18 protein-coding genes and 1 pseudogene are annotated in these 17,045 nt (G+C 63.7%); 11 read left to right on the forward strand and 8 right to left on the reverse strand.

The genetic code is table 11. The features are described 5' to 3' along the window. Positions 1-43 precede the first annotated feature (43 nt). Genes ACYG9R_RS12500 through ACYG9R_RS12510 form a run of 3 tightly spaced genes read left to right on the forward strand, consistent with a single transcriptional unit; the run spans position 44 to position 3,235 of the window. Complete coding sequence (locus ACYG9R_RS12500) at positions 44-913, forward strand: carbohydrate ABC transporter permease (protein ID WP_023681441.1); 870 nt, start codon at positions 44-46, stop codon at positions 911-913. Beyond that, positions 910-1,734: a carbohydrate ABC transporter permease gene (locus tag ACYG9R_RS12505; RefSeq protein ID WP_023668609.1), complete on the forward strand. Its 825-nt coding sequence runs from the start codon at positions 910-912 to the stop codon at positions 1,732-1,734. Before ACYG9R_RS12500 ends, ACYG9R_RS12505 begins: the two co-directional genes overlap by 4 nt. Before the next feature lie 25 nt (positions 1,735-1,759). Further along, positions 1,760-3,235, forward strand: a complete 1,476-nt coding sequence (locus ACYG9R_RS12510) for a M81 family metallopeptidase (RefSeq protein ID WP_023824320.1) — start codon at positions 1,760-1,762, stop codon at positions 3,233-3,235. Between the two features lie 31 nt (positions 3,236-3,266). Here the strand turns inward: ACYG9R_RS12510 and ACYG9R_RS12515 are convergent, their stop codons facing one another. The 6 genes from ACYG9R_RS12515 to ACYG9R_RS12540 form a co-directional block, all read right to left on the reverse strand. Then, positions 3,267-5,321, reverse strand: coding sequence for a M3 family metallopeptidase (locus ACYG9R_RS12515; RefSeq protein ID WP_023681439.1), 2,055 nt, complete (start codon positions 5,319-5,321; stop codon positions 3,267-3,269). Between the two features lie 89 nt (positions 5,322-5,410). Further along, positions 5,411-5,824: a hypothetical protein gene (locus tag ACYG9R_RS12520; protein ID WP_023668612.1), complete on the reverse strand. Its 414-nt coding sequence runs from the start codon at positions 5,822-5,824 to the stop codon at positions 5,411-5,413. Between the two features lie 67 nt (positions 5,825-5,891). Continuing rightward, positions 5,892-6,536 (reverse strand): carbonic anhydrase, encoded by a 645-nt coding sequence (locus ACYG9R_RS12525; RefSeq protein ID WP_023668613.1) that lies wholly within the window; start codon positions 6,534-6,536, stop codon positions 5,892-5,894. 149 nt (positions 6,537-6,685) lie between these two features. Further along, a complete protein-coding gene (locus ACYG9R_RS12530) occupies positions 6,686-7,450 on the reverse strand; it encodes a DUF429 domain-containing protein (RefSeq protein WP_023668614.1) in 765 nt (254 codons plus the stop codon). Beyond that, complete coding sequence (gene pdxY, locus ACYG9R_RS12535; RefSeq protein ID WP_023824319.1) at positions 7,447-8,331, reverse strand: pyridoxal kinase PdxY; 885 nt, start codon at positions 8,329-8,331, stop codon at positions 7,447-7,449. The genes ACYG9R_RS12530 and pdxY overlap by 4 nt, the downstream gene beginning before the upstream one ends. 133 nt (positions 8,332-8,464) lie before the next feature. Continuing rightward, a complete protein-coding gene (locus ACYG9R_RS12540) occupies positions 8,465-8,716 on the reverse strand; it encodes a hypothetical protein (protein WP_023732941.1) in 252 nt (83 codons plus the stop codon). Between the two features lie 163 nt (positions 8,717-8,879). Here ACYG9R_RS12540 and ACYG9R_RS12545 point away from each other — a divergent pair, with 163 nt between their 5' ends. The 7 genes and pseudogenes from ACYG9R_RS12545 (at position 8,880) to ppa (ending at position 13,930) form a co-directional block, all read left to right on the forward strand. Further along, the gene (locus ACYG9R_RS12545; protein WP_023681434.1) at positions 8,880-9,512 is read left to right on the forward strand and encodes a LemA family protein; all 633 of its coding nucleotides are present in this window, start codon (positions 8,880-8,882) and stop codon (positions 9,510-9,512) included. Between the two features lie 239 nt (positions 9,513-9,751). After that, the gene (locus ACYG9R_RS12550; RefSeq protein WP_196813610.1) at positions 9,752-10,522 is read left to right on the forward strand and encodes a TPM domain-containing protein; all 771 of its coding nucleotides are present in this window, start codon (positions 9,752-9,754) and stop codon (positions 10,520-10,522) included. A gap of 49 nt (positions 10,523-10,571) precedes the next feature. Further along, positions 10,572-11,027 (forward strand): annotated as a pseudogene (locus ACYG9R_RS12555) (TPM domain-containing protein); the annotation flags it as partial. Between the two features lie 35 nt (positions 11,028-11,062). Continuing rightward, the gene (locus tag ACYG9R_RS12560) at positions 11,063-11,953 is read left to right on the forward strand and encodes a TPM domain-containing protein (protein ID WP_023824318.1); all 891 of its coding nucleotides are present in this window, start codon (positions 11,063-11,065) and stop codon (positions 11,951-11,953) included. Positions 11,954-11,959: 6 nt separating this feature from the next. Continuing rightward, positions 11,960-12,598, forward strand: a complete 639-nt coding sequence (locus tag ACYG9R_RS12565; RefSeq protein ID WP_023668621.1) for a TPM domain-containing protein — start codon at positions 11,960-11,962, stop codon at positions 12,596-12,598. Positions 12,599-12,766: 168 nt separating this feature from the next. Next, the gene (locus ACYG9R_RS12570) at positions 12,767-13,273 is read left to right on the forward strand and encodes a GNAT family N-acetyltransferase (protein WP_023824317.1); all 507 of its coding nucleotides are present in this window, start codon (positions 12,767-12,769) and stop codon (positions 13,271-13,273) included. Between the two features lie 123 nt (positions 13,274-13,396). Beyond that, the gene (gene ppa / locus ACYG9R_RS12575) at positions 13,397-13,930 is read left to right on the forward strand and encodes an inorganic diphosphatase (protein WP_023668623.1); all 534 of its coding nucleotides are present in this window, start codon (positions 13,397-13,399) and stop codon (positions 13,928-13,930) included. Between the two features lie 227 nt (positions 13,931-14,157). Here ppa and ACYG9R_RS12580 read toward each other — a convergent pair whose 3' ends face one another. Both ACYG9R_RS12580 and ACYG9R_RS12585 read right to left on the reverse strand, forming a co-directional pair. Continuing rightward, positions 14,158-14,754: a hypothetical protein gene (locus ACYG9R_RS12580; RefSeq protein WP_023824316.1), complete on the reverse strand. Its 597-nt coding sequence runs from the start codon at positions 14,752-14,754 to the stop codon at positions 14,158-14,160. A gap of 255 nt (positions 14,755-15,009) precedes the next feature. Further along, complete coding sequence (locus tag ACYG9R_RS12585) at positions 15,010-15,627, reverse strand: TetR/AcrR family transcriptional regulator (protein ID WP_023668625.1); 618 nt, start codon at positions 15,625-15,627, stop codon at positions 15,010-15,012. 73 nt (positions 15,628-15,700) lie between these two features. Here ACYG9R_RS12585 and ACYG9R_RS12590 point away from each other — a divergent pair, with 73 nt between their 5' ends. Continuing rightward, positions 15,701-16,984: an MFS transporter gene (locus ACYG9R_RS12590; RefSeq protein ID WP_023835196.1), complete on the forward strand. Its 1,284-nt coding sequence runs from the start codon at positions 15,701-15,703 to the stop codon at positions 16,982-16,984. Positions 16,985-17,045: the final 61 nt, after the last annotated feature.

Consider the following 17,045-nt stretch of genomic DNA (forward strand, 5'->3'; position numbering starts at 1 on the left):
GCTGGCGTGCCAGCGCCACAGAACCACGGTACAAAACCGGCCGATGCAAAATCGCTTCTTGCCCTATCTGCTGACCTTGCCCAGCCTGTTGCTGGCGGCGGTCGTCATCTTCTGGCCGGTCTGGGACCTGATCCAGATCTCGACGCATGACGTCAGCCGCTTCGGCCAGCTACGCGACTTCAACGATTTCGCCAATTATTCAGCCTTCCTCGCCGATCCCGATTTCCTGGCGGCACTCTGGCGCACCGGCCTGTGGACGTTGCTGGTGGTCGGCGGCGCGCTGCTGTTGTCGGTGCCGGTGGCGATGATCCTCAACACCGATTTCTACGGCCGCGGCATTGCCCGCGTCATCATCATGCTGCCCTGGGCGGTGTCGCTGACGATGACGGCGGTGGTCTGGCGCTGGGCGCTCAACGGTGAAAGCGGCATGCTGAACTCGGCGCTGATCGGGCTCGGCCTGATCCATGAAAACATCCAGTGGCTGGCGCGCGCCGAGACGGCATTCCCGATGCAGGTGCTGATCGGCATATTGGTGACGGTACCGTTCACCACGACCATCTTCCTCGGCGGCCTGTCGTCGATCCCCGACGACCTCTACGAGGCGGCGGCCCTGGAGGGGGCGACGCCGCTGCAGCAGTTCCGCGAGATCACCTTTCCGCTGCTGAAGCCGTTCATCAACATCGCCATCGTGCTCAACACCATCTACGTCTTCAATTCCTTCCCGATCATCTGGGTGATGACGCAGGGCGGGCCGGCCAACTCGACCGACATATTGGTCACCCATCTCTACAAGCTGGCCTTCCGCATCGGCAAGCTGGGCGAAGCATCGGCGGTGTCGCTGCTGATGTTCGCCATCCTTTTGATCTTCACCATGATCTATGTGCGGCTTGCCATGCGGGAGCAGCGCACATGACGCCCAAGCTGAAGCGTACGATCATCGCCTGGCTGCTGCTTTCGCCGCTGCTCGTGGTGACGATCTTCCCCTTCGCGGTAATGTTTTTGACCGCGGTCAAGCCGCGGCAGGAGGTGCTGTCGCCGACCTGGTGGCCAAGCGAATTCCACTGGTCGAATTTTGCCGACATGTGGGTGGCGACCGGCTTTGGCCAGGCGCTGGCCAATTCGCTCTATGTCTCTGTTATCGCCACCGTCGGCGCCATCCTGATCTCGGTGCCGGCCGCCTATGCCATGTCGCGGTTTCGCTTTGCCGGCTATGGCGCCTTCCGCCAGTTCCTGCTGATCTCGCAGATGATCTCGCCGATCGTGCTGGTGCTCGGCCTGTTCCGGCTGATGGCGGCCTGGGGTCTGATCGAATCCACGACCGCGCTCGGCGTCATCTACATGGCTTTCAACGTCGCCTTCACCGTGTGGATGCTGCAAAGCTATTTCGACACCATCCCGCGCGATCTCGAGGAAGCAGCGTGGATGGAAGGCGCCGGCCGATGGCTGACCTTGCGAAAAGTGTTTCTGCCGCTTTGCCTGCCGGCAATAGCGGTGACCGCCATCTTCACCTTCATCAACGCATGGAATGAGTTCGTCGTTGCGCTCACAATGCTGCGCAGCCAGGAAAGTTACACGCTGCCTATCCAGGTGTTCTCGCTGGTCGCCGGCCGCTACACGATCGAATGGCACCATGTAATGGCGGCGACGCTGCTGGCGACGCTGCCGGTGGCAATCCTGTTCATCTGGCTGCAGCGCTATCTCGTCCGCGGGCTGGCGCTCGGGGCGGTCAAATAACGGCGCCATTCACAACGGAGCTTTCATGCGCATCTTCACCGCCTCGCTGGCGACCGAAACCAACACCTTCTCGCCGGTGCCGACCGACCGGGCGTCGTTCGAGATGGCGTTCTATGCCGGGCCGGGCAAGCATCCAGACACGCCGACCTTGTGCTCCTCGCCGATGGTCGCGCTGCGCCGGCGTGCGGCTGCCGAAGGGCTGACCGTCATCGAAGGCACCGCCACCTGGGCGGAGCCGGGCGGGCTGGTGCAGCGGCAGACCTATGAGTCGTTGCGCGACGAGATTCTCGGCCAGTTGAAGGCAGCCTTGCCGGTCGACGCCGTCATCCTCGGCCTGCACGGCGCCATGGTGGCGCAAGGCTATGACGATTGCGAAGGCGATCTGCTGGAACGGGTTCGCGCAATCGTCGGGCCCGACGTGGTGATCGCGGTCGAGCTCGACCCGCACAGTCATCTGACCCAAAAGCGCGTCGCGGCATGCAATGTCATGGCCTATTTCCTCGAATTCCCGCACACCGACTTCTATGAGCGCGGCGAACATGTCGTCGAGCTTGGATTGGCGGCGGCGCGCGACGAGATCAAGCCGGTGATCTCGACGTTCGACTGCCGCATGATCCAGGTGCTGCCGACCAGCCACGAGCCGATGCGCTCCTTCGTCGACCGCATCAAGGCGCTGCACGGCAAGGACGGCGTGCTGTCGGTCTCGGTCATCCATGGCTTCATGGCCGCGGACGTGCCGGAAATGGGCACGCGCATCCTGGTCGTCACTGACAATGACAAGGCCAAGGGCGATGCGCTGGCGGAGAGGCTAGGGCACGAGCTTTACGCCATCCGCGAAAGGACGGCGATGACGATGCTGAACACCGAGGACGGCATCGCGCGGGCACTGGCCGTGCGCAAGGAAAATCCCGGCAAGCCGGTTGTGATTGCCGACATCTGGGACAATCCCGGCGGTGGCGTCGCCGGCGACGGTACGGTCGTGCTGCGCGCCATGCTGGAACAGGGCGTGGACAATTTTGGCGTGGCGACGATCTGGGACCCGATCGCTGTCACCTTTTGCCAGGCGGCAGGCGAAGGCGCCGTCATCGACCTGCGCTTCGGCGGCAAGGCCGGGCCGCTGGCCGGCGAACCGATCGATGCGCGCGTCAAGGTGTTGAAAGCCGTCCCCGAGGGCTGGCAGAGCTTCGGGCCGAGCCGGGTGACGCTCGGACCGACGGCGCTGGTGCGGCTCGAAGGCACCGAAATCGACATCATCCTCAACACCAACCGCACGCAGACCTTCGAGCCGGATGTCTTCTCCAACATCGGTGTCGATCCGTTGTCGAAGGACATATTGCTGATCAAGTCAACCAACCATTTCTACGCCGGCTTTGAACCGATCGCGGCGGAGATCATCTATGTCTCGGCGCCGAGCTCGTATCCGAGCAATCCGGCGGTGACGGATTACAGGAAGCTGACGCGGCCGGTGTGGCCACGGGTGGCGGATCCTTGGCGCTGGTGATCTCCCCCTCGAGGGGGGAGATAAGGCGGCGCTATAGCAATCCCCGCTTCACCATCATCGCTTCCGGCGAAGGCATCTTGCCGCGGAACGCCGTGTACAGCTCCTCCGGATCCTTCGACCCGCCAGCGGCATAGATATTCTTCCGAAGCCGTTCCGCCAGCGCCGGGTTGAAGGGATCGCCGGTCTCCTCGAAGGCGGCGAAGGCGTCGGCGTCGAGCACTTCCGACCACATGTAGGAATAGTAGCCGGCTGAATAACCGTCGCCGGAGAAGATATGGCCGAAATGCGGGGTGCGATGACGCATGGCGATGGTGTCGGGCATATCAAGCTTTTCCAGCGTTTCGGCTTCGAAACGCAGCGGTTCCGCCGGCGCATCCGGCCGCGCGTGATACGCCATGTCGATCAGCGCCGACGCTGTGAACTCGACCGTGGCGAAACCGGCGCCGAACGTGCGGGCGGCCAGCATCTTGTCGAGCAGCGACTTCGGCATCGGCTTGCCGGTCTTAACATGCAGCGCATGCTTTTCCAGCACTGCGGGCACCGTCAGCCAGTGCTCGTAGAGCTGCGAAGGCAGTTCGACGAAATCGCGGGAAACCGAGGTGCCCGCCACCGACGGCCAGGTGACGTCGGTCAGCATGCCGTGCAAAGCATGGCCGAACTCGTGGAACAGGGTCTTGGCCTCATCGACCGACAACAGCGCCGCTTCCCCCGCCGGCGGCTTGGCGAAGTTCATGATGTTGTAGATCACCGGCTTGGAGCCATCCCCAAGCTTGTAGCCAGACTTCAGCGCGCTCATCCAGGCGCCAGAACGCTTCGAGGATCGGGCGAAATAGTCGGCGAGGAACAGGCCGCGCTCGCTGCCATCGGCGTTCTTCACCACGAAGACGCGCGCGTCGGGATGCCAGGCGGCGATGCCCTTCTTCTCCTCGAAAGTGATGCCGAACAGTTTTGTGGCGACGTCGAAGCAGGCGTCGATGACCCGGTCGAGTTGCAGATAGGGTTTCAGTTCCGCCTCGTCGAAGTCGAATTTTTCGGCGCGCAATTTCTCCTGGTAGAAGCGCCAGTCCCAGGCGGCGAATTTTTCGTTGCTGCCTGCCTTGGTCGCAAGCCGCTCCAGCTCCTTCTGGTCGGCGGCGGCCTTCTCCAGCGCTTTCTCCCAGACCGGGTCGAGGAGGTCGTGCACAGCCTTCGGCGTCTTGGCCATGGTGTCGTCGAGTTTCAGCGCGGCGAACGAGGCATAGCCGAGCAGCCTGGCCTTTTCGGCGCGCAGTTTCAGCATGTCGCGCACCACTGCGGTGTTGTCGCTGGCGCCGCCATTCTGGCCGCGCATGGTGAAGGCGCGGAAAGCGGTCTCGCGCAGATCGCGGCGTTCAGAAAAGGTCGTGAACGGCTCATAGATTGAGCGCGACAAAGTGACGGCGTAGCGGCCCTTCTGGCCGCGCGTCTCGGCGGCTTCGGCCATCGAACTCTTCACGAAGTCCGGAAGGCCGGCAAGATCAGCCTCGTCGAGGAACAGCGCCCAGTCGCGCTCGTCGGCCAGCACGTTCTGGCCGAAAGTGGTGCCGAGCGAGGACAGCTCCTCGCTGATGTTGGCCAGCCGCTTCTTGCCGTCGGCGTCGAGTTTTGCGCCCGATCGCACAAAGCCTTTCCAGGTCTTCTCCAGCACCCGCAGCGTCTCGACGTCGAGTTTTAGCGTCTCCCGGCGCTGGTAGAGGTCGTCGATGCGGGCAAACAGTTTCTCGTTCATCGAGATCGCCGAGAAATGCCGCGACATCTTCGGCGAGATCTCACGCTCCAGCGCCTGGATCGCATCGTTGGTGTGGGCGCCGGCCCGGCACCAGAAGATCGACGAGACATGGTCGAGCGGCTCACCGGCGAGTTCGAGGGCTGCCAGCGTATTCTCGATGGTCGGCGCATCCTTGTTGCCGGCGATCGCATCGATTTCGGCCTCATGTGCCTTCAGCGCCGCGTCGAACACCGAGGAGAAATCGTCGTCGCCGATGCTGGCAAAATCCGGCAGGCCGAGCGGCCCTTGCCATTTGGTCAGCGGATGGGCGGCGAGATCGACGGTTTTCGTGGACGGCATGGGGGATCTTTCGATGATTGGCGGAGCTTGCTGGACCGATGTAGGGCGATGACTGGCGCGGCGCAACAGCGCGGCCGTTCAAGCCCGCGTCAGAAGCCGTCGCAATTTTCCGCGATCGCCGCTTGCGAACTGGCGGTGATGCGGTTGCCGGTGACGGCGAACGTTTCCTGCATCAGCATGTCATTGTTGGGGAAATCATAGCAGGCGATGACAGTGGTGACGCCGGCCTCGCTCTTTTCGACGCGATGCCGGATTGCGGCGCCGGCGACCGCGCCCTTCCATTCGTCGATCGACGCGATGAACTCCTGCTTCGACTGCACGACGCCGAGATCGTCGAGCTTGATGCGGACATCGTCGGCGAGCAGGTCCGACAATTCGGTGCGATCGGCGACCAGCAGCGCCGAATACCAGCGGTCGATAATGGCGCCGTCATCGGAGCGGGCAGGGACGAGCGAAATCAGCAGTGCCGCTACGGCGAAAGCGATCGCACGCCAAACCCGCATTCTTCCCTCCTCTTATTTGACCATGCCCTTATCCGAAAACCGGTTCCCACTTTTCGGGATCATGGGTCTACGTCAAATCCGGCCGCTCGAAGTCGCCAGTGTCCTTGTTCATCACCCAGAGCTCGCCTGTCGAGATGTCGAACCAGGCGCCATGCAGCGACAGCCGCCCCTTGCCTTCGAGGATGGAGACGCAAGGGAAGGTCCTGAGATTGGCGATCGAATAGCGGATGGAAATCCGCTCGAGCGCCGTCTGCCGTTCGGTTGTCGTCATGAACGTGCTGGACGAAACGGTTTCGGCCGCCGGCGCGATCAGGCTCATCCATTTGCCGATGAAGTCGCCGGGCGACAGCGGCGCCGAATTGGTGTCGAGCGCGGCGCGGATGCCGCCGCAGCGGCCATGGCCCATCACTACGATGTTTTTCACCTTCAGGCTCTGCACGGCGAATTCGAGCGCGGCCGAGGTCGAGTGGAACTCGCCGTCCGGCGCATAGGGCGGCACCAGATTGCCGACATTGCGCAGGACGAACAGTTCGCCCGGACCGGCGTCGAAGATCGCCTCGGGGGCAGAGCGGGAATCGCAGCAGGCAACGATCATGGTTTCGGGCGCCTGCCCTTCGCGGGCGAGCTCGCGATAGCGTCCGCTCTCGGTGAGATAGCGGCCATTCATGAAGTTGCGGTAGCCGGTCCAAAGATGTTCGGGGAGATGGGGCATGGGCTAGGGATGAAGCCTTTCGGGGTTAGCGACGGCAGCTCATTTCAAGTTAGAAAGGCTCTAACGGCAAATGCCCGTCGCGGGCAATGCCGAATTGCGGATGGCTTCGTCGCAAATCGCCATGCCGCACGCATGGCTCGCCGCTTGCCTCACGCCCAGATCGCCAGGGGAATGCCCAAACGGTCGGCAAGCGGCGGGTCGGGAAACGGCTTTGCCTCGCCGCCGGCAATGCGTCCGGCAATCAGCATCATCGCTGCGGCGTCGAGGAAATCGTCGGCGGCAGCACCGCGTGGCGGCGGCTGGTCGAGGAAAGCTCTGGTATAGCCGTGCCGGCACAGCAGCGCCTTGCGTTCTTCCATCCCGGCCGGATTGACGGCGCCCTTGATCTTCTTCGGCAGTGTCATCGGTTTTTCGCCGTTCAGCCGGCAGAAGGCCACTTCGGGATGCGATTCGAAGACGCGGCGGCGCAGTTGCGGACGTGCGATCAGCAGCGCGTCGATCTCGCGTATCTTGGCAAAGATGCCGAAGGCCTGGATCGAGACGCCGCGTGGCGGATCGGAGGTCGCCTTGGCCACCTCGCTGGCGCGCCGATGTGCCTCATACCAGGCCTCGACCGTGGTGAAGCCGCTGGTGTCGGCGTAGAGGGCCGGGCGGGACGGGATAGAGAAGACGCTGGATTGCCGTGCTCCGAGCATTGGCCGTACCAAGGTCTCCGGCCCGCGCCCGCCTCTTTGCGAGACGTCCGGCAGGCCGATCGGCATGTCGACGACCACTGTCGCATCGGCGGGCAAGGCGTCGAGCAGGGTCGCAAAGCTGGGAAAGACGCGGACTGACGGCGCGGCATCCAGATCGCGGCGGACGGCGATCCAGCCGGCCTTGCAGCCGTCGACGCCGACGACCACGGTCGAGGTCACGCCCGGCGGTCCCGCCCCGGATGCGTGAGGTGGCGCAGTTGCACCATCGCCATCGGATGCGACAGGCTCTGGGCATCGGTTTCAAGCTGCAACTCGTCGCCGCCACGCTTGGCGGTTCGCGCCAGGATTTCGTAGACGGCGGCGGTGGTCGATTGCAGCGCCTTGATCGGCGGCTGCCCCGACAGGATGCGGGCGAGGTAGACGGCCGCAGTCAGGTCACCGAGGCCATTCGGCGGCTTGTCGATGAGGCGGTGTTCGGCCAGCAGCGCCTGGGTGCCGTCAAGCAGCAGATTGCCGGTGCCGCCGGTCATCATCGACTGTGCCGACGTCACCAGCATTGTTGACGGTCCGGCATGGAGGGCGGCCGAGATCACCGATTTCAGATCGGGCAAAGGCGCGCCGGCCATCCACTCCAGCTCATAGCGGTTGGGGGTGGCGATGTCGGCGATCGGCATCAGCCGGTCGCGCATCGCGGCGGCCGTCGGCTCGGGCACATAGAGCCCGCCGGAATCGCCCATCACCGGATCGCATATATAGATCGCTTCCGGCGTCTTGGCCTTGACGGCCGCGACCAGCGAAGCGACGGCGTCGGCCTGGCCGGCCTCGCCGAGATAGCCAGACAGCACCGCACCGACCTCACCCAGCCAGGGCGCGCGCTCGAGATCGGCCATCAGCGCCTTGAACTGGTCGAGCGGCGGCACGATGCGCGTGGCGCGGCCGTGGCCCGGATGCCAGGGCAAGATGACCGTCGGTACCGCCCACACCGGAAAGCCCAGCGTCTCCAGCGCAAACACGGCGGCGCGGTTGCCGACCGAGCCGCGGGCGACATGGCTGGAAATGACGATGACCGCGCGCGGCGCGTCGGCTTTTTCGCTGTTCATGGAAAATCCTAGATACGGATAATTTTTCGTTGAATCGTCATCCTGATCTATCTCTTTGGTTGGAGCATGATCTCCGGACAAAACGGTTCCCGCTTGTCCGAGAAAACCGGTTCCCACTTTTCAGGATCATGCTCTAGCTGCCCCGGGAGACGTAGTACACGAGCCAGATCAAAAGGCCGAGGGCGACGATGAGCCCAAGTGTGCGGCCGATGCGGGTGCCCCAGACCTCGATCGGATCGGATCGGTCGGCCTCGGCTGCGGTAACATGATCGCGGGCGCCTTTCGCTGCCCGTGACACCAGCGATGCGCCGCCAAGGCCGCCCTCGTTCGCCACGCGCTCAATAATGCGGCGCGATTCGCTGTCATCGTCGCGGCGTTCCGCCATGATCCTGTCCTGTTTGCCGGCAACCATATCGTGTTCGCGCGATCAATCACAGGGCCTCGCCGGCGCATGAATGCGCGCCAGGAATGCGCGCCAGCGGCAGACATTTTCTTGAGCGCGGATTGTGCTAATGCTTCGCATGCAACTTCTGTCGAGGGACCTCACCATGTTTGCCCAGCGCCTTGCCTTCCCTTTCCGCAGTCTGCCGGCCGTGCTGATGATGGCCGTCGTGCTGCCTCTGCTCGCCGGCTGCGGCTTCAACACCATCCCGACGGCGGAGGAAAACGCCAAGGCGGCATGGAGCGAGGTGCTGAACCAGTATCAGCGTCGGTCCGACCTCATTCCCAATTTGGTCGAGACGGTGAAGGGCTATGCCTCGCATGAAAAGGACACGCTCGATGCGGTGGTCGAAGCGCGCGCTAAGGCGACGCAGATCACGGTGACGCCGGAAACGCTGAAGGACCCCGAAGCGCTCAAGAAGTTCCAGGATGCGCAATCAGGGCTGACCAGCGCGCTATCGCGGCTGATCGCGGTGTCGGAGGCCTATCCCGACCTCAAGGCCAACCAGAATTTCCTGGCGCTGCAGGCGCAACTCGAAGGCACCGAGAACCGTATCGCCGTGGCGCGGCGCGACTACATCCTGGCGGTCAAGGATTACAATCTGACGCTGAGGACCTTTCCGTCGGTGCTATGGGCAACCTTCTGGTTCCGCAGCAACGAGCCCTTCGCCAACTTCACCGTCGAAGAAGACAAGATGCAGCCGCCGAAGGTCGATTTCGGCACGAAGCAGGGCGGGTGATGACGTCTGGGTGAGCTTGGCCTTTGCCAGCCTTGCGTTCCTTCACACCCCCCTCTGTCCTGCCGGACATCTCCCCCTCAAGGGGGGAGATCAGCTGTCTTCTGTCCTTGCGCCAAATATCAGCGTTGCCGGCTGAGCGTCGGCAGCGAGATTGCCAATCTCCCCCCTCGAGGGGGAGATGTCCGGCAGGACAGAGGGGGACGCGAAGGAACGCCAACCTTGGTGTTCTTCTCGCCTTTCTGGCCGTCTTCCTGCCCCTCACCGCCTTCGCCGCCGACCTCCCCGCGCTGACCGGCCGCGTCGTCGATAACGCCGGCATTATCGACGCGGGAACCAAAGCCGCGCTCACCCAGAAACTCGCCGACTTCGAGACAAAAGGCTCCGACCAGATCGTCGTCGCCACCATCCCCAGCCTCGACGGCGAGGAGATCGAGCCTTACGCCAACCGGCTGTTTCGCTTCTGGAAGCTCGGCCAGGCCAAGGAAAATAACGGCGTGCTGCTGCTGGTGGCGCCGAACGACCGCAAGATGCGCATCGAGGTCGGCTATGGGCTGGAAGGCACGCTGACCGATTTGCACACCAAGCTGATCATCGAAAACGACATGGTGCCGGCGTTCCGCGCCGGCGATTTCTCCGGGGGCATTTCCAAGGCCGTCGACGACATGGTGATGGTGCTGGAAGGCAATCCGGAGGAATTGGAGGCGCGCGGCGAGCGCAACCAGAAGCCGCCCATCAATACCGACAATCTGTTCTTCGGCGTCTTCATCAGCATCTGGGCAATCATCTTCTTCGGCAGCATGGCCGCCTCCATCCTGCCGCCGATCTTCGGCCAAAAACTCGGTCCCGGCCGCTATCGCTGGCTCGGCATGACATTCGAGCCGGGCCGGCGGTCGTCCAGCGGCGGCTGGTCTTCGGGCGGGGGCGGCTGGTCGTCGGGTTCAAGCGGTGGTGGCGGCTTTTCCGGCGGCGGCGGTTCGTCCGGCGGCGGCGGCTCCTCGGGAAGCTGGTGACGAGATGACAACACGCATCGCCAATCCCTGGCATGGCCGCTTCGCCACGATGACCGGCGCTGCCTTGCTGGTCTTGCTCGTCAGCTTCGCGGCGCTGGCGGCGGAACTGCCCGCCCTCACCGGTCGTGTCGTCGACAATGCAGGCATCATCGATGCCGCGACCGAGGCGGCGCTCACCCAAAGACTGGCCGATTTCGAGACCAAAGGCTCCGACCAGATCGTCGTCGCGACGGTTCCCAGCCTCGACGGCGAGGAGATCGAGCCTTACGCCACCCGGCTGTTCAACGCTTGGAAGCTCGGCCAGAAGGCCAAGAACAATGGCGTGCTTCTGCTGGTGGCCGTGAACGACCGCAAGATGCGCATCGAGGTCGGCTACGGGCTGGAAGCCACGCTCACCAACCAGCACGCCACACGGATCATTGAAGGCATGGTGCCGGCCTTCCGCGCCGGGGATTTCTCCGGCGGTATTTCCAAAGCGGTCGACGACATGATCATGGTGATTGAGGACAGTCATGGTGGTTGAGGGGAACTGGTGACGGCATGACAGTACGCGTCTTCAATCCGCCAAGACCTGGCCGCGCAGCCGCGACGATCGGCATCGCGCTGTTGACGATGCTCACCATGCTGTTTGTAGCTTTGGCGGCAGACCTGCCGGCACTCACCGGGCGGGTGGTCGACAATGCCGGTATTATCGACGCCGCGACCAAGGCGGCACTGACGCAGAAGCTCGCGGATTTCGAGACCAAAGGCTCCGACCAGATCGTCGTCGCCACCATCCCCAGCCTCGACGGCGAGGAGATCGAACCCTACGCCAACCGGCTGTTCCGCTTTTGGAAACTCGGGCAGGCCGGCGAAAACAACGGCGTGCTTCTGCTGGTGGCCAAGAACGACCACAAGATGCGCATCGAGGTCGGCTACGGGCTGGAAGGCACGCTGACCGACCTGCACACCAAACTGATCATCGAAAACGACATGGTGCCGGCGTTCCGCGCCGGTGATTTCTCCGGCGGCATTTCCAAGGCCGTCGACGACATGGTCATGGTGCTGGAAGGCAACCCGGAAGAGCTGGAGGCGCGCGGCAAGCGCAACCCGGCCGACCGCAGCACGCCCATCGATCCCGTCGTCGCGGTCTTCCTGATCCTGTGGGCGGCGATGTTCTTCGGCGGCCTGGCGATGGCCTTCCTGCCGCCGATCTTCGGCACCAAGCTGTCGCCGGGCGTGTATAAATGGCTGGGCATGACCTTTCGCTACGGCCAGGGGCCGAGCGGATCGTCCTCGGGCTCCAGCAGCTGGACAACAAGTTCGTCGTCGGGCAGCGGATGGTCATCGGGAAGCTCGGGCAGCAGCTGGTCTTCGGGCTCAAGCAGCGGCGGCGGGTTTTCAGGCGGCGGCGGTTCGTCTGGCGGTGGCGGGTCTTCAGGGAGCTGGTGAGAGAAGATGGCAACACGACCGATCAGCCCACAGGACCATGAGCGCATCGCCACCGCGATCCGCGCGGCCGAGGCCAAAACCGACGGCGAGATCTACTGCGTCGTTGCGCATGCCAGCGACGGCTATTTCTTTCCCGCCGCCTTCATGGCGACATCAGGCATGCTGATTGCCAGCCTCGCCGTCGCTTATGGGCTGGAAGCCTGGTGGCTGTCGATCCGGCTGCCGCATTTCGTCATTGTCCAACTGCTGGCACTGGCCTCGGTGTTGGTGCTTTTGTGGGCGCTGCCGGGCTTGCGCATCCATCTGGTGCCGCGCCGGCAGCGTTATCAGGCGGCACATCACAATGCGCTCAGGCAGTTCCTCGCCCGCAATGTCCACCGCACCACGGCGCGCACCGGCGTGTTGGTCTTCGTGTCGATCGCCGAGCGTTATGCCGAAGTGGTCGCCGATTCGGGCATCGACAGCAAGGTCGGCCAGCATGTCTGGGACGGCGTGGTGCGCGATCTCCTGCAGCATGCCGGTGACGACCGGCTCGCCGACGGCTTCGTCAAGGCGATCGGGCAGGTCGGCGCGGTGCTGGCCGAGCATTTCCCGGTGACGTCGGGCGACGCCAATGAGCTGGACGATCATCTCGTCGAGATCTGAAGAGCCTGCACGCGCTACCCGGACGGACGCCTGACCGCGCCGGCTGGGCGCGTTTTCCAGGCAGGCTTTGCCCATTGTCAGCAGTGTCGCGATCGGCTGTGAGAAAGCGGTCGGCGGGCTGACCTCGAGTCTTGCAAATGGCCGATGCGGGTTTATGGTTAACAAATCATGAATACGCTGAGCATCGACGTCAGGAAAGCCGAACCGCGCGACGCCGGCGCCATTGCCGACGTGCACCAGCTGGCCTGGGAGGGCGCCTATTCCGGCATCATCCCGCATCGCTCGCTGACCTCGATGATCAACCGCCGCGGCGCCGACTGGTGGGCCAACGCCATCCGCCGCGCCGCCACCGTTCTGGTGGTCGAGATCGGCGGCACCATCGCCGGCTATGCCACGATCGGCAAGAACCGCGCCCGCGAGCTGAAGCAACAGGGCGAAATCTACGAACTTTACCTGCGTCCGGAATATCAGGGCATCGGGCTCGGCAGCCGGCTGTTCAAGGCGGCGCGGGCGCGGCTTGCCGACCACGGGCTGAAGGGAATGGTGGTGTGGGCGCTGGAAGACAACCAGAACGCACTTTCCTTCTATGCCGGCGCGGGTGGCCGTGACGTCGCCGAAGGCGTCGAGATTTTCGAGCAGAGGGCGCTCAAGAAGGTCGCCTTCGTCTGGGAATGACCGGCCTCGGTTACAAATCATCATAAACCGTGCGCTTCCGTTAGCGCTTCGCACCAATCGCCGCATTGCACCATGCCGCGCCGCCCGCTATCGATCTTGGACATCGAGAGAGGGATTTAAGCCATGCGAATCGAAGCCATTGCCATCGGAAAGAACCCGCCCGAGGACATCAACGTCATCATCGAGGTGCCGATCGGCGGCGAGCCGATCAAGTACGAGATGGACAAGGAGGCCGGCACGCTGTTCGTCGACCGTTTCCTGCATACGTCGATGCGCTACCCCGGCAATTACGGTTTCGTGCCGCACACGCTGTCGGGCGACGGCGACCCGATCGACGTGCTGGTCTGCAACACGCGCGCGCTGGTGCCGGGCTGCGTCATCAATGTGCGGCCGATCGGCGTGCTGGTGATGGAAGACAATGCCGGCCAGGACGAGAAGGTCATTGCCGTGCCCTCGCCGAAGCTGACGCTGCGCTACGAAAACGTCACCGAATACACGCAGCTGCCCGAGATCACCCGCGACCAGGTCCAGCACTTCTTCGAGCACTACAAGGATCTCGAGCCCGGCAAATGGGTCAAGATCGAAGGCTGGCACGATTCGAAATACGCCAAGAAGATGATCGTCGACGCGATCGCACGGGCGAAGGCGGCGAAGTAGCGCCGAGAGAGGCCTGCGTCTCGTTCAAGTAAGCGGCAAACGCCAGCGCGAGGCACCCCCCTCTGGCCTGCCGGCCATCTCCCCCTCAAGGGGGGAGATCGGATGTCGCAACGGCTTTCGTCAATTTTCAGCGCCGAAAGAAAAGCGCCGCCAGCGAAGCTGCCAATCTCCCCCCTTGAGGGGGAGATGCCCGGCAGGGCAGAGGGGGGTGCCTTGCACCCACGTGGCTAGTTATCCACCCGACCAAACGCCGGCACGTTGCCGATGACGGCGTGCTTGTCCTTGCCACAGGCGAAACTCTTCGCCTTTTCGTCCGCCAGCTTGCGCGCCTGGTCGTTGGCCTGAGGGTTGCCGGTGGCGAGCACGAGGCCGATGGTGCAGCCGTCGCGGGCTTCCATCTGGGCGACCTTGGCGACGAGCAGCACTTCGGTCGGCTTGTTCTCATCCTCGGGATTGCTGATCGAGCGGCGGTGGATCACCGCGAAGGGAACGGCAACGTCGCCCTTGGTCTCGATGCGCCATTCGACCTTGGCGCCGGACGAGTTGAAGCCGGAAAAGCTCTCCCAGACCGAGGTCATCTCGCCGCCGGGCGGAAACCCGTAGAATAGCGATTCACGGGCGTCGTCGTAGGCGATCAGCACGGGATAGCCGCGATAGCCGGAGCAGGCGAGTTCGGCCCAGTCGCCATCGCCTTCCTCGGCCTGCGCATAGGTCACGCAATCCTTTTGCGAGTCGAGGTCGGTGTAGACGCTGGATATGCCATCGGCATGGGCTGCCTGGCAGAGGGCGGCGAGGGCGAATGGAACAAGCAGCAGGGTTCGCATGCGGACTTTTCCCTTGAGGTTGGCCCCAGCCTATCGCCAAATTTGCGGCCGGCCTAGCGTGCCAATCTCAACGTTGGCGCCGCCCAAATCGCCCTGCCGGGCAATTCTCCCCCTGAACGGGAGAAAGTGGCCGGCTGCGCCGCTGGCGACAACCTTGCAACGCTGGCAATTGGCGAAATCGTGATGAGAGCGTTCCTCGCCCCATTTCCGGGAAAGGATGCCGGCAGGTGAGGGGCGGCGCCAACGTTCGAAATGTTATTTCTTCAAGCTCGCCTCGATCAGCAGGTCGGCGTTGTGGGCGACCGCCGCCGCCGGGCCTCCGAGGCCGAAGAGCTGGCCACTGATATAGGCGCCTTCGATCAACAGCAGCAGGCCGTCGCCGAGCGTGTCAGGGTCTTTAGCGCCCATCGCTGCGGCCATCGCGCGCAGGCGGTGGCGCAACTCCTGCTTGTTGGCCTCGCTGACGACGCGCGCCGGATGGCCATGTTCGGGATATTCCACCGCCGCGTTGGTCATGCCGCAGCCGCGATAGTCCGGCCTTTGCGTGCGCTTGCCGACGCGAGTCAGGAAAGCCCTGAGCTGTGCCCGTGGGTCGCCGGGATGGGCAGCCACGGCTTCGTCGAAACGCTCCCAATACTCACGGTCATATTGCCTGAGATAGGAAGCGGCGAGCTCGTCCTTGGAGGGAAAGCTGCGGTAGAGGCTGGGCTTGGTGACGCCGGCGCGCTTGACGATCTCGTCGACGCCGATCGCCCGGATGCCGCGGCGGTAGAACAGGTCGTAGGCCACGTCGAGGATTTTCTTGGCAGCCTTGGGCGGTGCGGCTGCATGACCGTCCTTGATGGTCAGTTCAATATTTTTGTCCGTTGGCATGGTATGACTCGATTGACGTGTTACCGATCGGTACGTATACATGTCCTCACCCTGCAACGTACCGGTCAGTAACATGATAGCTCAATCCCGTCCCTTTGGCCAGCGCTACGCTTTCGTCGTGGTTGGCGTCATCTTCCTTTGCCTATTGATCGCGGCCGGGCTTCGTTCCGCACCCTCGGTGATGATGCTGCCGTTGGATAAAAGCTTCGGCTGGGGGCGCGATACGGTTTCGATTGCCGCTGCGATCGGCATCTTCCTTTACGGCCTGACCGGGCCGTTTGCCGCCGCATTGATGGAGCGTATCGGCTTGCGCCGCACGCTGCTTGCCTCGCTTGTGATCATGTCGGGCTCGACCGCGCTCAGCCTACTGATGACCGAGCCCTGGCACCTGTTCCTCACCTGGGGCGTGTTTTCCGGCATCGGCTCCGGCGCGGTCGCCACCGTGCTCGGCGCCACCATCGTCAACCGCTGGTTCAAGACCAATCGCGGCTTGGTGATGGGGCTGATGTCTGCCTCCAGCGCCACCGGCCTGTTGGTGTTCCTGCCGCTGCTGGCATCGCTCGCCCAGTCGGGCGGCTGGCAGCCCGTCGCTACCGCCGTCTCGATCGCCACCGCCTGTCTTCTGCCGCTGGTCTGGCTGTTGGTTCCGGAGCGTCCCGCTTCGATCGGCATGGTGCGCTATGGCGCCGGGGCCGATGACGTGCCGCCGGTATCGCCGGCATCGCAAGGCAATTTCCTGGCGCATACGCTCAACACGCTGCGCCGCGCCGCCGGCACCCGCGTCTTCTGGTATCTGTTCGCCACCTTCTTCATCTGCGGCTTCACCACCAACGGGCTGGTCGGCACGCATCTGATCTCCTTCTGCGGCGACATGGGCATCCCCGAGGTACAGGCCGCGGGCCTGCTGTCGCTTATGGGCATTTTCGACCTGATCGGGACGACGCTCTCGGGCTGGCTCACCGACCGTTTCGACCCGCGCAAGCTGCTCGGCGTCTACTACGGCATTCGCGGCCTAGCGCTGATCTATCTGCCCTATTCCGGCTTCTCGGCGACCAGCCTGATCATCTTCGCCGTGCTCTACGGTCTCGACTGGATCGCCACCGTGCCGCCGACGCTCAGGCTCGCCAACGAGGCGTTCGGTGACCGCAGCGGCCCGATCGTGTTCGGCTGGATCGTAGCCGGCCACCAGGTCGGCGCCGCCACCGCCGCTGCCTTCGGCGGCACCATGCGCGAATTGCAGGGCAATTACGAACTGGCCTTCCTGATCGCCGGCATGACGGCGATCGTGGCTGCGTGTCTGTCGCTGCTGATCAATACGAGCAGGCCGGCTTTCGATCCGGAGCCGCAAGCGGCGTAGGGCGCGGTACTAATCTCCCGCTGGTGACGCTCGATCCGGTGCGGTCGGCGTAAGCCTTTGG

It is taken from the genome of Mesorhizobium sp. RSR565B, from assembly GCF_054719465.1.

Excerpts from the sequence above, each read along its gene's own strand:
- ACYG9R_RS12500 (WP_023681441.1), top strand. The coding sequence starts at position 44 with ATGCAAAATCGCTTCTTGCCCTATCTGCTGACCTTGCCCAGCCTGTTG.
- ACYG9R_RS12505 (WP_023668609.1), top strand. The coding sequence starts at position 910 with ATGACGCCCAAGCTGAAGCGTACGATCATCGCCTGGCTGCTGCTTTCG.
- ACYG9R_RS12510 (WP_023824320.1), top strand. The coding sequence starts at position 1,760 with ATGCGCATCTTCACCGCCTCGCTGGCGACCGAAACCAACACCTTCTCG.
- ACYG9R_RS12515 (WP_023681439.1), bottom strand. The coding sequence starts at position 5,321 with ATGCCGTCCACGAAAACCGTCGATCTCGCCGCCCATCCGCTGACCAAA.
- ACYG9R_RS12520 (WP_023668612.1), bottom strand. The coding sequence starts at position 5,824 with ATGCGGGTTTGGCGTGCGATCGCTTTCGCCGTAGCGGCACTGCTGATT.
- ACYG9R_RS12525 (WP_023668613.1), bottom strand. The coding sequence starts at position 6,536 with ATGCCCCATCTCCCCGAACATCTTTGGACCGGCTACCGCAACTTCATG.
- pdxY (WP_023824319.1), bottom strand. The coding sequence starts at position 8,331 with ATGAACAGCGAAAAAGCCGACGCGCCGCGCGCGGTCATCGTCATTTCC.
- ACYG9R_RS12540 (WP_023732941.1), bottom strand. The coding sequence starts at position 8,716 with ATGGCGGAACGCCGCGACGATGACAGCGAATCGCGCCGCATTATTGAG.
- ACYG9R_RS12545 (WP_023681434.1), top strand. The coding sequence starts at position 8,880 with ATGTTTGCCCAGCGCCTTGCCTTCCCTTTCCGCAGTCTGCCGGCCGTG.
- ACYG9R_RS12560 (WP_023824318.1), top strand. The coding sequence starts at position 11,063 with ATGACAGTACGCGTCTTCAATCCGCCAAGACCTGGCCGCGCAGCCGCG.
- ACYG9R_RS12565 (WP_023668621.1), top strand. The coding sequence starts at position 11,960 with ATGGCAACACGACCGATCAGCCCACAGGACCATGAGCGCATCGCCACC.
- ACYG9R_RS12570 (WP_023824317.1), top strand. The coding sequence starts at position 12,767 with ATGAATACGCTGAGCATCGACGTCAGGAAAGCCGAACCGCGCGACGCC.
- ppa (WP_023668623.1), top strand. The coding sequence starts at position 13,397 with ATGCGAATCGAAGCCATTGCCATCGGAAAGAACCCGCCCGAGGACATC.
- ACYG9R_RS12580 (WP_023824316.1), bottom strand. The coding sequence starts at position 14,754 with ATGCGAACCCTGCTGCTTGTTCCATTCGCCCTCGCCGCCCTCTGCCAG.
- ACYG9R_RS12585 (WP_023668625.1), bottom strand. The coding sequence starts at position 15,627 with ATGCCAACGGACAAAAATATTGAACTGACCATCAAGGACGGTCATGCA.
- ACYG9R_RS12590 (WP_023835196.1), top strand. The coding sequence starts at position 15,701 with ATGATAGCTCAATCCCGTCCCTTTGGCCAGCGCTACGCTTTCGTCGTG.